Genomic DNA, 14,642 nt, shown 5'->3' on the forward strand with positions numbered 1-14,642 from the left:
GGATCGGGTAAATCCCGGGCGACGCCCCCGCGGGCCGGACCTCGCCTCAGGCGCTCCGGCCCGCGTCGGGGGAGGCGACGCCGCCCTCCTCGTCGCCCGCCCCGCTCGTCCCGGGGGCCGGCTCCGCCGCGCGGATCTCCGCGGTCAGCGAGCGCAGCGTCGTCCGCAGCGCGCGCTCCGCGTCGAGGCCGCGCGACCGGGCCGACACGACGATCGCGAGCAGCAGCCGGCCGAGGTCGTCCTCGTCGTCGACCGGGATGGCGGCGGGCGCGTCCGCGTCGAGCAGGCCGATGCGCTCGGCGCGGCCGAGGAGCTTGTCGGCGAGGGCGAGGGACGGCATGGACATGGGGATCCCGTCGACGACGCTCGTGCGCGCCCGCTTCTCGCGGTCCTTGGCCGCGCCCCAGACGCGGAGCACGTCCTCGACGGTGTCGGCGCGCTCCTCGCCGAAGACGTGCGGGTGGCGGCGCACCATCTTCTCGGTGGCGGTGCGCGCGACGTCGGCGAGGTCGAAGCCCTCCCCCTCGGTGCGCGCGATGTCGGCGTGGAAGACGACCTGCAGCAGCACGTCGGCGAGCTCCTCGCGGATGCCCGGCACGTCGTCCGTCTCGATGGCCTCGACCAGCTCGTGGCTCTCCTCGAGGAGGTACGGGACGAGCGAGCGGTGGGTCATGCCGCGGTTCCAGACGCAGCCGTCGGGCGCGCGGAGGACGGCCATGGCCTGCGCGAGGCCGGCGACGGCGTCGACGGAGGCGTCGGAGGAGGAGGAGGACGGGGATGCGGGCTCGCTCATCCGGCCATCCTCGCATCGGGCCCCCGGTAGGCTGTGGGTCGGTGTGCCGGGAAGTCTGGTCGGCGGCGGGTGACCGTCTCCCCCTCCCCCGACCCCGGAAGGCGCACATGACCGCCCTCATCCGCTCCGAGCGCATCGCCGCCGGACTCCTCCTCCTCGCCGCCGTCGTCGGCCTCGTCGTCGCGAACATGCCAGCCGGCGCCGGCCTCATCGCGTGGGCCGACGGCCACCTCGCCGTCCCCGCGATCGGCGTCGACCTGTCGCTCCGCCACTGGGTGAGCGACGGGCTGCTCGTCGTCTTCTTCTTCATCGTCGCCGTGGAGCTGAAGCACGAGTTCCTCGCCGGCGGGCTGAACAGCGTCTCCGCGGCGCTCGTCCCCGCGATCGCGGCGGTCGGCGGTGTGGTCGTGCCCGCGGGCGTCTACCTCGCGATCACCGCCGGCAGCGGCTTCGAGCGCGGCTGGCCCGTGCCCACCGCCACCGACATCGCCTTCGCGCTCGGCGTGCTCGCCGTCTTCGGCCGGGGCCTCCCGGCCGCCGTGCGCGTGTTCCTCCTGGCCCTCGCGGTGCTCGACGACCTCATCGCCATCGGGATCATCGCGGTCTTCTTCACGACCGACCTCGCGATCGTGCCGCTCGTCGTCGCCGTGGTCGGCGTCGTGCTCTTCGCCGTGGTCGGCCGCCTCGGCGTCGGGCGCACGGGCGCGCTCCGCGTCGCGGTCGTCGCGCTGCTCGTGGTCATCGCCCTCGTCACCTGGTGGGCCACGCTCTCCTCGGGGATCCACGCGACCATCGCCGGCGTCGCCCTCGGGTTCGCGCTCCCCCGCCTCTCGGGCCTCCGCGCGGCGCACGCGCTGGAGCCCCTCTCGAACGGGATCGTGCTGCCGCTGTTCGCGTTCTCCGCCGCGCTCGTCGCGATCCCCGCGGTGGGCCTCGCGGAGCTGGCGCCCGCCTTCTGGGGCATCGCGCTCGCGCTCCCGCTCGGCAAGCTCGTGGGCATCACCGCGGGCGGGCTCCTCGGCGCGTGGGTCGCGCGCCGACGCGGATCCGCGGGCGGCCTCGCCGTGCCCGACCTCGTGACCGTCTCGCTCCTCGGCGGGATCGGCTTCACGGTGTCGCTGCTCATGAGCGAGCTCGCGTTCGCGGGCCTCGACGAGGTGCGCGACGAGGGCACGCTCGCGGTGCTGCTCGGCTCGGGCGTCTCGATCGTCGCGGCGGCCGTCACCCTGTCGATCCGCAGCCGCCGTGCCCGCCGCGAGGGCGCCTCGGCGGACGGGGACGACGCGTCGCGCGACGACTTCCCGGCGCACGTGGACGGCGGACCGGCCCGCGCCTAGGCGCCGAGCGGCGACCCGCCGTCGGGTCACGCCTTCGGCGCGGACTCCTTCGCGGCCGGCGCCGGCTCCACCGTGAACACGGCGTCGAGGAGCTGCCGCACCCAGTCGACGAGCTCGGCGTCGGGCAGCGGCTCGCCGTCGCGCTTGGGCAGGGGCACGGTGACCGCGTTGGTCTGCGCGAACAGGCGGCTGCCCGGGTACATGCGCTGCAGGCGCACCTGCTTGCTGTCGGCGAGGTCGGCCGGCGCGATGCGCAGGTTCGGCCCCATGGCGACGACCTCGCTGAGCCCGGCCCGCTGCGCGACCCGGCGCAGGCGCGACACCCGCACGAGGTTGTCGACCTCCACGGGCGGCTCGCCGTAGCGGTCCGACAGCTCCTCGATGACCCGGTCGATCTGGTCGTCGGTGGCCGTGGGCGAGGCCGCCGTCGAGAGCTTCTGGTACGCCTCGAGGCGCAGCCGCTCGCTGTCGACGTACTCCTCGGGGATGTGCGCGTCGACCGGCAGCTCGAGCCGCAGCTCGGTCTGGCCCTCCGCGACGTCGCCGCGGAAGGTGGAGACGGCCTCGCCGATCATCCGCAGGTAGAGGTCGAAGCCGACGCCCTGGATGTGGCCCGACTGCTCGCCGCCCAGCAGGTTGCCGGCGCCGCGGATCTCGAGGTCCTTGAGCGCGACCTGCATGCCCGAGCCCAGCTCGTTGTTCGCCGCGATCGTGGACAGCCGGTCGTGCGCCGTCTCGGACAGCGGCTTGTCGGCGTCGTAGAGGAAGTACGCGTACGCGCGCTCCCGGCCACGGCCGACGCGGCCGCGCAGCTGGTGCAGCTGGCTGAGGCCGTACTTGTCGGCCCGGTCGATGATGAGCGTGTTCGCGTTGGCGATGTCGAGGCCGGTCTCGATGATGGTGGTCGAGACGAGCACGTCGAACTTCCGCTCCCAGAAGTCGACGATGACCTGCTCCAGCATCGCCTCGCTCATCTTGCCGTGGGCCACGGCGACGCGCGCCTCGGGCACCAGCTCCGCCAGCTCCGACGCCACGCGGTTGATGCTCGAGACGCGGTTGTGCACGAAGAAGACCTGGCCCTCGCGCAGCAGCTCGCGGCGGATCGCCGCGGCGATCTGCTTCTCGCTGTTGGGGCCCACGAACGTGAGGATCGGGTGCCGGTCCTCCGGCGGGGTGGCGAGCGTGGACATCTCGCGGATGCCCGTGACCGCCATCTCGAGCGTGCGCGGGATGGGCGTGGCCGACATCGCGAGGATGTCCACGTTGGCCTTCAGCTTCTTCAGCGCGTCCTTGTGCTCGACGCCGAACCGCTGCTCCTCGTCGATGATGACGAGCCCCACGTCCTTGAACGCGATGCTGCCCGTGAGCAGCCGGTGCGTGCCGATGACGACGTCGACCGAGCCGTCCTCGAGCCCCTTGATGGTCTCGCGCGACTCCTTGTCGGTCTGGAATCGGCTGAGCTGACGCAGGTGCACGGGGAACCCGGCGAAGCGCTCGGAGAACGTCTCGAAGTGCTGCTTCACGAGGAGCGTCGTGGGCACGAGCATCACGACCTGCTTGCCGTCCTGCACGGCCTTGAACGCGGCGCGCACGGCGATCTCCGTCTTGCCGAAGCCGACGTCGCCCGAGACCAGGCGGTCCATGGGGATGGGGCTCTCCATGTCGCGCTTGACCTCGTCGATGACGGTGAGCTGGTCGGGCGTCTCCATGAAGGGGAACGCCTCCTCGAGCTCGCGCTGCCACGGGGTGTCCGGCGGGAAGGAGTGCCCGCGCGACGCCATGCGCGCGGAGTACAGCTTCACGAGCTCGACGGCGATGTCGCGGACGGCTCGGCGGGCCTTGCCCTTGGCGGCGGCCCAGTCGCTGCCGCCCATCTTGCTGAGGGCCGGCTCCTCGCCGCCGACGTAGCGGCTGAGCAGGTCGAGCTGGTCGGTGGGCACGAAGAGCTTGTCGCCCGGGTAGCCGCGCTTCGAGGGCGCGTACTCGATGACGAGGTACTCGCGACGGGTCTTCACGGCGTTGCGGCCGCCGGACGAGACCTCGCGCTGCGTGAGCTCGACGAACTTGCCGATGCCGTGCGTGGTGTGCACGACGTGGTCGCCCGGCTTCAGCTGAAGCGGGTCCACCACGTTCTTGCGGCGCGTGGCGAGCTTCTTGACCTGGCGGCTGTCGTAGCCGGCGGCGCGGCCGTAGAACTCGCTCTCGGTGAGGAGCGCGAGCTGGATCTCGGGCATCTCGAAGCCCGCGTCGATCGCGGCGCGCAGGAGGTAGGCGACGCCCGCCTCGGGCTCCGCGGGGAACTCCTCGACCACGCGCGCGGGCACGCCCGCCTCGCGGAGGACGGTGTCGGCGCGCTCGACGAGGCCGGATCCCTGGGCGACGACGCCCACGCTCCAGCCGGCCGCGAGGCGCTCGCGCACGTGCTCGATGGCGCCGTCGGCGTTGCCCGCGAAGCTCGGCACGGGATCCGCCTCGATGCGGACGGTCATGACCTCGTCGATCCCCAGGTCCTCCGGCAGCACGTCGGTGGCCTGGAAGCCGGACAGGGTCCACCAGCGGCGCGGGCCGCGGGCGTCGCGCAGGCGGCCGAGCGAGAGGAAGTCGCCGGATGCGAGGTCGATGGGCGCCTGCGCGCCCGCGGTGGCGGCGTTCCACGCGGCGTCGAGGAACTCGCGGTTCGTGTCGGCGAGGCTCTGCGCGCGGGTGGACACCCGCTCGGGCGAGACGACGGCGATGGCCGCGTCGACCGGCAGGTAGTGCGTGACGGGGACCAGCTTGTCGACGAGCGCCGGCGCGAGCGACTCCATGCCCTCCACCGGGATGCCCTCGGCGATCTTGGCGAGCATCTGCTGCAGGTTCGGGAACTCGTGCTGCATCTCGCGGGCGCGCTGGCGCACGGGCGCGCTCAGCAGCAGCTCCCGGCTCGGCGGCAGCTCGACGGAGTCGACCGTCTCCTCGAGCGAGCGCTGGTCGGCGACCGCGAACGGGCGCATCTGGTCGACCTCGTCGCCGAAGAACTCGACGCGCACGGGGTGGTCGGAGACCGGCGGGAAGACGTCGAGGATGCCGCCGCGCACCGCGAACTCGCCGCGGCGCGTGACCATGTCGACGCGCGAGTACGCGAGGTCGACGAGCCGCACGGCGAGCTCGGACAGGTCGTGGCCGCGGCTGCCGGTGGTGAGCTGCACGGGCGCGAGCTCGGTGAGGTTGTCGGCGACGGGCTGCAGGGCCGCGCGCACGGAGGCGACGATGACGAGCGGACGGACCTCGGCGGCCGGCACCTCGCGGGCCCCCGCCCCGAGCGCGGCGTGCCACGCCTCCATGCGGCGGAGGGCGTGGATCCGCTTGCCGACGATCTCGGCGCTCGGGCTCAGCCGCTCGTGCGGCAGCGTCTCCCAGGCCGGGAACTCGAGGATCTCGGCGTCCGGCAGCACGGCGTCGAGGCTGCGGCGCATGCCCTCGGACTCGCGGCCGGTGGCGGTGACGACGAGCAGGCACCCCGGGATGCCGCGCTGGATGCGCTGGCGGAGGAGCCCCGCGAGCAGCGGCCCCTGGAGCCCCTCGGTGAGGGAGAAGTCGGCGTCGCGGGAGGCCGATGCGAGGGCGTCGTCGAACGTGGAGGCGCGCGAGAGCGCCGGGATCAAGCCCTGGAGGATCACCAGATGATCGTACGCGCCGCCGCCGACACGGCCGCCGCCGTCCGCCGTGGGCGGACGCGCGGATCCCGCGGCGGGATCAGGACGCGGCGGTGTGGAAGCGCAGCTGCGCCGCGATGAGGCCGTCGGACGCGATCATCTCCACGGCGTCGGCCGCGTCCTCCAGGACGTTCGGCAGCACCTGCCGCTCGGTCGAGGAGAAGGGCTTGAGCACGAAGTCGGCCGCGTCCTGGCGGCCGGGCGGGCGGCCGATGCCGATGCGCACGCGCGTGAAGTCGCCCGTGCCCGCCGAGGAGATGATGTCGCGGATCCCGTTGTGGCCGCCGTGCCCGCCGCCCTGCTTGAGCTTCATGGAGTCGAAGGGGATGTCGAGCTCGTCGTGCGCGACGACGAGCTGGGACGCCTCCAGCGAGAAGTACTTGAGGAGGTTCGCGACCGGGCCGCCGGACAGGTTCATGAACGAGTTCGGCTTCGCCAGGATGAGCTTCGGCCCGCCCGGGACGGCGCGCCCCTCCGCGACCTGCGCGTTGGCGCGGTGCGAGCGGAACGTGGCGCGCATCCGGTCGGCGAGCACGTCGAGCGCCATCTGGCCGACGTTGTGCCGCGTGCCCGCGTACTGCGGTCCGGGGTTGCCGAGGCCGACCACGAGCAGGGTCCGGTCGTCCACGTGCGCTCTCCTCGGTAGGTCGATGGCATCCGGGGGCGGATGCGCGGAGCCCGCCGGCTGTCGCCGGTGTCCCGGACGGCGGCCGACGGGCTCCGTGGTGCTGTCGTGCTGGTGGTGCGGTGCCGCACGGGGCGGCGACGCGGCGCGGGGCCGCGCGGGTGCTACTTGGCCGAGTCGTCCGACTGGTCGCCCGTGGCGCCCTCGTCGGTGACCGTGACGTCCGCGTCGCCCTCGGCGACGACGTCCTCGTCCACCGCGTCGGTGGTGAGGTCGAGCTGCGGGACGGAGACCGCGAGCACGAGCGTGTCGGGGTCGGTGACCAGCGTGGCGCCGGCGGGGAGGGTGACCTGGCCGGCCGTGACCTGCGCGCCCTCCTCGAAGCCCTCGATGGAGACGACGAAGGACTCGGGGATGTGCGTGGCCTCGACGTCGACCGTGATGGACGTGTTCTCGAGGGAGTGGATCGTGCCGGGGTAGGACTCGCCCTCGACGTGGATCGGGACCTCGACCTCGACGCGCTCGCCCTTGCGGACGACGATGAGGTCGACGTGCTCGATGATCTGGCGCACGGGGTCCTTCTGGACGTCCTTCACCAGCGCGAGCTGCGGCGTGCCCTCGATGTCGAGCGTGATGATCTGGTTCGCCTTGCGGATGATGAGCATGAGCTCGTGGCCCGGCAGCGTGACGTGCTGCGGGTCGGTGCCGTGGCCGTAGATGACCGCGGGGATCTTGCCGACCGCGCGGATCTTGCGGGCCGCGCCCTTGCCGAACTGCGTGCGCAGCTCCGCGGTGAGGTTGTTGTCAACCATGGTGTCGCTCCTAGTGCGGCCCGTGAGGGCTCGCGTCGTGTGTGTGTCGTCTGCTCGAACGCTTGCGCGTGAGGAATGAGGTGCGAGCCCCGTCCACCGCGTCGATAACGGACCGCCGCCGCGCTCGCGCACGGCTCCTGCGATCCCTCGCCGAAGTTCAACCCCCGATGCTACCGGACGGACGGCTCCCCGGTCGACGCGGCGTCGGCATCGGGCGCGGGCGATCCCGCCGCGGGCGGCGTGGACTGCCCGACCCGGAGGCGCAGGCCGTCGTGCACGCCGTCGACGACGTCCTCGAACGCCACCGGCGTCCCGAGCGTCGCCGAGACGTAGACGCTGACCACGGTCGCGAGCGAGAGGAACGCGTCGTCGACCGTGACGCCGGCCGGGCGGCCGCTGCGCAGCGCGTCCGCGATGTCGTCGTACTGGCGGTAGTGGCCCTCGAGGTACGTGTTGTCGAGGCGCGGCGAGCGCGGCAGGTCGGCGGCGTGGATCTCGAGCTCGGCGTCGTTCCGCACGTCCGCCTGCGCGGGCACGCCCGACTCGGGCGCCGCGTGGAAGTAGGTGAGGGATCCGGCCTCGATGACGGCGGTCCCGCGCGTGCCCTGCACCTGCACGCGGGTGTCGAGGCCCGGGTACCCCGCGGTCGTCGCCTGCATGGTGGCGAGCGCGCCGGACGCGAACCGGATCACCGCGACCGCGACGTCCTCCACCTCGATGCCGTCGTGCGCCAGCAGCGCCGTCTGCGCGTAGACCTCGACCGGCCGGCCGAGGTAGGAGACGAGCAGGTCGAGCGTGTGCACGCCCTGGTTCATGAGCGCGCCGCCGCCGTCGAGGTCCCACGTGCCGCGCCAGTGGCCGGAGTCGTAGAAGCCCTGGCTGCGCCACCACGGCGCGGTCGCGACCGCGGAGGTGAGGCGGCCGAGGCGGCCCGAGCGGACGGCCCGGTCGACGATGACGCTCGACGGGTTGAAGCGGTGCTGGCTGATGACCGTGGAGAGGATCCCCCGCCCGGCGGCCTCGCGCGCGAGCTCGGCGATGCGGCGGCCGCGCGCCAGGTCGACGTCGAGCGGCTTCTCGATGACGACGTGCAGGCCGGCGGCGAGCGCCTCCTCGGCCAGGCCGATGTGCAAGCCGCTCGGCGTGCAGATGACGACGAGCTCGGCGCCGTCGGCCCGGATCATGTCGCCGAGGTGCGCGAACACGCGCGGCCGGTCGGCGCGCAGCTCGTCGACGACCACGTCGGCCAGCTCCTCGGCGGTGTCGGACGCGACGTCGACCAGCGCGGCGACGCGGAACTCGGGGTGCTCGGCGAGGACGCGCGCGTGGTGCGTGCCGATGACGCCGCAGCCGACGATGGCGACGCGGATGGGCTCGTGGACGGCGGCCGCGGGGGCGCCGTCCCCCGTGGCGGCCGCGGGGGCGGCGTCGGCGGCGCGGATCGCGGCGGACGGCTCCGGCGGCGCTCCGGCCGCGTGGCGCGGGGCGTCCGCGGATGCGGCGGCGTGCGGCACGTCGTCGTCGGACCGGGCCTCGCGGACGAGCGCGGGCACGTCCGCCTCGGGCACCGCCGCGGCGGGCTCGGTCGACGTGGCCGGTGCGTCGTCGACGCGGTCGGGCGACGCCGTGCGGCCGCCGGGCAGCAGCTCGCGGACGGCGGCGTCGGCGAGCGCGACGGGATCGTCGGTGATGTCGAGCGTGATCCCCGGCTCGTCGTCGCCGAGCGGCTCGAGCGTGCGCAGCTGCGAGGCCAGGAGGCTCGACGGCATGAAGTGGCCCGCGCGGGAGCCCAGGCGCTCGACCAGCAGCTCGTGGTCGCCCGCGAGGTGGACGAAGACGGCGTCGGGCGCGGCCGCGCGGAGGATGTCGCGGTAGGAGCGCTTCAGCGCGCTGCACGCGACGACGGGTCCGCCCTCGGGTCGGCCGGCGAGCGCACGGCCCACGTCCTCGAGCCAGGGGCGGCGGTCGTCGTCGTCGAGGGCGTGGCCCTCGGCCATCTTGCGGCGGTTGGCCGCGGGGTGCAGGTCGTCGCCGTCGAGGAACGGGACCCCGGCGTCCTGGGCGAGCAGCTCGCCCACCGTCGACTTGCCGGATCCGGAGACCCCCATCACGATCACGGGCGGGAACGGGCGGACGGCGTCGATGCGGATCACTCCCTGCGGTTCGGTGAGGAACTCGTGCGGCGCGACCGTCTCGGTGGCGCTCGTCCATCCTACGAGACGCTCCCCGGGGACCGGCTGACGCCCGGGAGGCCGGGCGTAGCCTGAGCAGCACTGTCGACAAGGAGGCATCAGATGTCAGATGACCAGCAGGCCACGGCGAACATCGGGGTGGTGGGGCTCGCGGTGATGGGCTCGAACCTCGCCCGCAACCTCGCCAGCCGCGAGGGCAACACGGTCGCGGTGTACAACCGCACCACCCAGAAGACCACCGACCTCATCGAGGAGCACCCCGAGGCCGGCTTCGTCGCCGCCACCACGGTCGAGGAGTTCGCGGCCTCGCTGCAGCGGCCCCGCACCGCGATCATCATGGTCAAGGCCGGACGCGGCACGGACGCCGTGATCGAGCAGCTGACCGAGGCGTTCGAGGAGGGCGACATCATCGTGGACGGCGGCAACGCGCTGTTCACCGACACCATCCGCCGCGAGAAGGAGGTCCGCGCGAAGGGCCTCCACTTCGTCGGCGCCGGCATCTCCGGCGGCGAGGAGGGCGCGCTCAAGGGCCCGAGCATCATGCCCGGCGGCACCGCGGAGGCGTACGAGACGCTCGGCCCCATCCTCGAGTCGATCGCCGCGGTCGCGGAGGGCAAGCCCTGCGTCACCCACATCGGCACCGACGGCGCCGGCCACTTCGTGAAGATGATCCACAACGGCATCGAGTACGCCGACATGCAGCTCATCGCCGAGTCGTTCGACCTGCTGCGCCGCGTCGGCGGCCACGAGCCGGACGCCATCGCGGACGTGTTCGAGGAGTGGAACGGGGGCGACCTCGAGTCGTACCTCATCGAGATCACCGCGGAGGTGCTCCGCCAGAAGGACGCGTCGAGCGGGAAGCCGCTCGTCGACGTGATCGTCGACCAGGCCGGATCCAAGGGCACGGGCGTCTGGACGGTGCAGAACGCGGTGGGCCTCGGCGTGCCGGTCGGCGGGATCGCGGAGGCCGTGTTCGCGCGCGCCGTGTCCTCGAAGCCCGAGCAGCGGAAGGCCGTGCAGGCCACCATCACGAGCCGCCCCGAGATCCAGTCCGGCGGCGACACCTTCGAGGACGACGTGCGCGCCGCGCTCTACGCGAGCAAGGTCGTCGCTTACGCGCAGGGCTTCGACGCGATCATCGCGGGCGCGAAGGAGTACGGCTGGGACATCGACAAGGGCAAGGTCGCGGAGATCTGGCGCGGCGGCTGCATCATCCGCGCCCAGTTCCTCAACCGCATCGTCGAGGCGTACGAGAAGGACTCCGGCCTCGCGACGCTGCTCGAGGACCCGTACTTCGCGAAGGCCGTCGCCGACGGCGAGCAGGCGTGGCGCCGGGTCGTCTCGGTCGCCGCGCTGTCGGGGATCCCGGTCCCCGGCTTCGCCTCGGCCCTCAGCTACTACGACTCGCTCGCCTCCGAGCGCCTGCCCGCCGCCCTCGTGCAGGGCCAGCGCGACTTCTTCGGCGCGCACACGTACCACCGCACCGACAAGGAGGGTACCTTCCACACGCTGTGGTCCGGCGACCGCTCCGAGGTCGAGGCGGAGGACACGCACTAGCCGGTCCGCTGACCGACGCCGACGCCCCGCCGCCCCTCGTGGGCGGCGGGGCGTCTGTCACACTGGACCGGATGGACGACGACGAGCACCCGGAGCTCGCGGGCTACGAGCCGCACCGCCCGCGGAGCCTGCGCAGCCGGCGCACCCTGCTCGTGATGCGGGTCGTCGTCGTGGTCGGGATCGTGAGCCTGCTGCTCCCCGGCGCCGTCACGATGGTGCGCGTCGGCGCGAGCACGGCCGACATGGCCTGCGCCGACTTCGTGCGCTTCGAGCGGCCCGACGCGCCCTCCTACGAGGTGCGGTTCCAGCTCTTCGGCCCCGGGTTCCTGGGCTACGAGTGCTACACGCGCTACGCCTTCGGCGGCGACGAGCACATCGTCTCGCTCGGGCTCATCCCCTCGGGGCGCGTCGCCCGCGAGGTCGTCGAGCGGAACTCCGAGGACTGACGCCGGGCCGCCCGCAGGCGGCCCGGATCCGGCGCTCGGGCCTAGGCCGCGCCGTCGAACATGCTGGTGACGGATCCGTCGTCGAACACCTCGTGGATCGCGCGGGCGAGCAGCGGCGCGATGGGCAGCACCGTGAGCTTGTCCCAGCGCTTCTCCTCGGGGATCGGCAGGGAGTCCGTGACGACGACCGAGTCGATGTGCGGGCTGTTCAGGATCTGCGTGGCCGGGTCCGAGAAGACCGCGTGCGTGGCCGCGACGACGACGCCCGTGGCGCCGTTCTTCTTCAGCGCCTCGGCGGCGGAGACGATGGTGCGGCCGGTGTCGATGAGGTCGTCGACCAGGAGGCAGACGCGGCCCTCCACATCGCCCACGATCTCGTGCACGGTGACCTGGTTGTGCACCTTCGGGTCGCGGCGCTTGTGGATGATGGCGAGCGGCGCGCCGAGCTTGTCGCTCCAGATGTCGGCGACGCGGACGCGGCCCATGTCGGGCGACACGACCGTGAGCGTCGTGGAGTCGAGCACGGAGCGCATGTGCTCGAGGAGCACGGGCATCGCGAAGAGGTGGTCGACGGGGCCGTCGAAGAAGCCCTGGATCTGGGCGGCGTGCAGGTCGACCGACATGATGCGGTCGGCGCCGGCGGCCTTGAAGAGATCCGCGACGAGACGGGCGGAGATCGGCTCGCGGCCGCGGCCCTTCTTGTCCTGGCGGGCATACGGGTAGAACGGCGCGACCACCGTGATGCGCTTGGCGGAGGCGCGCTTCAGGGCGTCCACCATGATGAGCTGCTCCATGAGCCACTCGTTGATGGGCGCCGTGTGCGACTGGATGACGAACGCGTCGCTGCCGCGCACGCTCTCGTCGTAGCGGATGTACAGCTCGCCGTTGGCGAAGGTCCGCGCGTCGGTGTGCACGAGGGACGTCTCGAGCTCCTCCGCGATCTGCTCGGCGAGCTCAGGGTGCGCTCGCCCGGTGACGAGGACCAGCCGCTTCTCACCAGCAGTCTTGATTGCGGGCACGGGACTCCGTTTCATCAGTGCTGCTCGGTGTTCTCGGCACCGGACGCGTCGTCCGGGTGCCCGTCGGCTGCCTCGACGGCGGCCCGGGCCTCGGGGGTGCCCGGTCGCTTGGCCTCGGTCCAGCCGACCATGTTGCGTTGCGGCGCCACCGAGATGCCGAGTGCGCCGGGTGGGACGTCCTTGCGGATGACGGCACCGGCACCCGTGTAGGAGCCGGTACCGATCCTAACGGGTGCCACGAGGACGTTCCGCGAGCCGAGGTGCACGTGGTCGCCCACCTCGGTGCGGTGCTTGGCGACGCCGTCGTAGTTCGCGAAGATCGCGCCCGCGCCGATGTTCGAGTGCTCGCCGACGGTCGCGTCGCCCACGTAGCTGAGGTGCGGGACCTTGCTGTGCGCGCCGATCTCGGCGTTCTTCGTCTCGACGTAGGCGCCGATCTTGCCGCCCTCGCCGAGGCGCGTGCCGGGGCGGAGGTAGGAGAACGGGCCCACGGTCGCGCGGGCGCCGATGACGCTGAGGTCCGCGTCGGTGCGGCGCACCTCCGCGTCCTCGCCGACCTCGGTGTCGCGGAGCGTCGTGTCGGGGCCGACGGTCGCGCCCGCGGCGACCGTGGAGGCGCCGAGGACCTGCGTGCCCGGGAGGATCGTGACGTCGGCGGCGAGCGTGGCCTTCACGTCGATCCAGGTGGTGCGCGGGTCCTGGATCGTGACGCCCGCGAGCTGCCAGCGGCGGATGATGCGGGCGTTCAGCTCGGTCGCCGCGGCCGTGAGCTGCACGCGGTCGTTGATGCCGGCGACGAGCCAGCTGTCGCGCACGGGCAGGGCCTCGATGGAGCCGCCCGCGCGACGGATCACGTCCGCCGCGTCGGTGAGGTACTTCTCGCGCTGCGCGTTGTCCGTGCCGATGACGCCGAGCGTCTGCCGGAGCGCCTCGGCGTCGAAGACGTAGACGCCCGCGTTGACCTCGTCGATGCGCAGCTGCTCGCCGGTCGCGTCCTTCTGCTCGACGATGGCCTCGAAGGCCCCGTCCTGGCCGCGGATGATGCGGCCGTTGCCGGTCGGGTCGTCGAGGCGGGCGGTGAGGAGCGTGAGGTCGTTGCGCGCCTGGCGGTGCGCGGAGACGAGGGAGCGGAGGGTCGCGGCGTCCAGCAGCGGCACGTCGCCCGAGAGCACGACGACCTGGCCGGTGAACCCTTCGGGCAGGGCCGTGATGCCCACCTCGACCGCGCGGCCCGTGCCGGGGATCTCGTCCTGGTCGACGACGAGCGCCTGCGGCGACAGCGCGTTCACGACCTCGACGACCTGGTCGCGCTCGTGCCGGACGACGGTGACGATGTGGCGGGCGCCGAGCTCCTCCGCGGTCGCGAGCACGTGGCCGACGAGCGGCAGGCCGGCCAGCGCGTGCAGGACCTTGGGCAGGCGCGAGCGCATGCGGGTGCCCTGGCCGGCCGCGAGGATCACGACGGCGATGGAGGGGCTGCGCGGCTCGCCGTCCACGTCGAGCTCGCCCGTCACGATGGGGATCTCGCGGGTCCTCGGCGTGCTGTCTGACTCGGTCATCGCGATCTCCCTGGTCCTGTTGCGTCTCTCCGGCGCGGCCGGCGGGCGTCGCTCCGCCCCCAGGATTCGAACCTGGACCTCACAGCTCCAAAGGCTGAAGTGCTGCCGTTACACCAAGGCGGACCGCTCACGGCCCGGCCGTGCGCAGGTCGAGTCTGCCAGAGGTGCCCGCGGCCCGAGACCGGGCGCGTCGGGCGGTCAGGCGCCGGGGGCGCGGCGTCGGCGGAGGGCGCCGCGGATCCGGAGCAGGAGGAACAGCGCACCGGAGACCGCGATCCCGACGGCCCCGCCGATGAGCACGCGCGCGTCGAACGCGCCGTGCGGGAAGGGCCACACCTGGCTGAGGAGGGCGGCGCTGCCGAGCAGGCCCGGGGCCAGCACCAGCGCGACCACGGCCTCCTGCCGGGGGAGCATCTGCTCGGTCCCGCGGCGCCGATCACGGATGGCGGTGCCGATGACGCCCGTCCACAGCGGCGCCGCGAGGACGAGGTTCGCGACCGGGGCGAGGAGGAGCGCGACGAGGAAGGACAGGGCCAGGGCGCCCACGTACCACCACGGCATGACGGAGCGGACGGAGGGGAGGTCGGCCATGCCCTCACGCTAGCGA

At 73.1% G+C, this 14,642-nt stretch carries 11 protein-coding genes and 1 tRNA gene; 3 read left to right on the top strand and 9 right to left on the bottom strand.

Features of this window, described 5'->3' with window-relative positions; all coding sequences use genetic code 11:
* Positions 1-46 precede the first annotated feature (46 nt).
* Positions 47-793, bottom strand: coding sequence for a nucleoside triphosphate pyrophosphohydrolase (locus tag H9X71_RS11430; protein WP_191147205.1), 747 nt, complete (start codon positions 791-793; stop codon positions 47-49).
* Positions 794-900: 107 nt separating this feature from the next.
* On the opposite strand from H9X71_RS11430, the gene H9X71_RS11435 reads away from it, so the two are divergent.
* Entirely contained in the window at positions 901-2,130 is a 1,230-nt protein-coding gene (locus H9X71_RS11435; protein WP_191147206.1) for a Na+/H+ antiporter NhaA, read from the top strand.
* Positions 2,131-2,156: 26 nt separating this feature from the next.
* Here H9X71_RS11435 and mfd read toward each other — a convergent pair whose 3' ends face one another.
* From mfd to H9X71_RS11455, 4 genes are all read right to left on the bottom strand, one after another.
* Positions 2,157-5,789 carry a transcription-repair coupling factor gene (gene mfd, locus H9X71_RS11440; RefSeq protein WP_191147207.1) on the bottom strand — a complete coding sequence of 1,211 codons (3,633 nt, stop codon included), beginning with the start codon at positions 5,787-5,789 and terminating at the stop codon, positions 2,157-2,159.
* 76 nt (positions 5,790-5,865) lie between these two features.
* The gene (pth, locus tag H9X71_RS11445) at positions 5,866-6,453 is read right to left on the bottom strand and encodes an aminoacyl-tRNA hydrolase (RefSeq protein ID WP_191147208.1); all 588 of its coding nucleotides are present in this window, start codon (positions 6,451-6,453) and stop codon (positions 5,866-5,868) included.
* A gap of 161 nt (positions 6,454-6,614) precedes the next feature.
* Positions 6,615-7,262 (bottom strand): 50S ribosomal protein L25/general stress protein Ctc, encoded by a 648-nt coding sequence (locus H9X71_RS11450; RefSeq protein ID WP_191147209.1) that lies wholly within the window; start codon positions 7,260-7,262, stop codon positions 6,615-6,617.
* Positions 7,263-7,432: 170 nt separating this feature from the next.
* The gene (locus tag H9X71_RS11455) at positions 7,433-9,415 is read right to left on the bottom strand and encodes a gluconokinase, GntK/IdnK-type (RefSeq protein ID WP_191147210.1); all 1,983 of its coding nucleotides are present in this window, start codon (positions 9,413-9,415) and stop codon (positions 7,433-7,435) included.
* A gap of 141 nt (positions 9,416-9,556) precedes the next feature.
* Between H9X71_RS11455 and gndA the strand changes: the two genes are divergently transcribed.
* Positions 9,557-11,011: an NADP-dependent phosphogluconate dehydrogenase gene (gndA, locus tag H9X71_RS11460; protein WP_191147211.1), complete on the top strand. Its 1,455-nt coding sequence runs from the start codon at positions 9,557-9,559 to the stop codon at positions 11,009-11,011.
* Between the two features lie 71 nt (positions 11,012-11,082).
* A complete protein-coding gene (locus H9X71_RS11465; protein WP_191147212.1) occupies positions 11,083-11,457 on the top strand; it encodes a hypothetical protein in 375 nt (124 codons plus the stop codon).
* Positions 11,458-11,498: 41 nt separating this feature from the next.
* Here H9X71_RS11465 and H9X71_RS11470 read toward each other — a convergent pair whose 3' ends face one another.
* From H9X71_RS11470 to H9X71_RS11485, 4 genes are all read right to left on the bottom strand, one after another.
* Positions 11,499-12,476, bottom strand: a complete 978-nt coding sequence (locus tag H9X71_RS11470; RefSeq protein WP_191147213.1) for a ribose-phosphate diphosphokinase — start codon at positions 12,474-12,476, stop codon at positions 11,499-11,501.
* 14 nt (positions 12,477-12,490) lie between these two features.
* Positions 12,491-14,035 carry a bifunctional UDP-N-acetylglucosamine diphosphorylase/glucosamine-1-phosphate N-acetyltransferase GlmU gene (gene glmU / locus H9X71_RS11475; protein WP_191147214.1) on the bottom strand — a complete coding sequence of 515 codons (1,545 nt, stop codon included), beginning with the start codon at positions 14,033-14,035 and terminating at the stop codon, positions 12,491-12,493.
* Positions 14,036-14,086: 51 nt separating this feature from the next.
* Positions 14,087-14,158: transfer RNA gene (locus tag H9X71_RS11480), tRNA-Gln, on the bottom strand.
* A gap of 75 nt (positions 14,159-14,233) precedes the next feature.
* The gene (locus H9X71_RS11485; RefSeq protein WP_191147215.1) at positions 14,234-14,626 is read right to left on the bottom strand and encodes a hypothetical protein; all 393 of its coding nucleotides are present in this window, start codon (positions 14,624-14,626) and stop codon (positions 14,234-14,236) included.
* Positions 14,627-14,642 lie beyond the last annotated feature (16 nt).

This window comes from Clavibacter zhangzhiyongii, assembly GCF_014775655.1.
Classification (GTDB): Bacteria; Actinomycetota; Actinomycetes; order Actinomycetales; family Microbacteriaceae; genus Clavibacter; species Clavibacter zhangzhiyongii.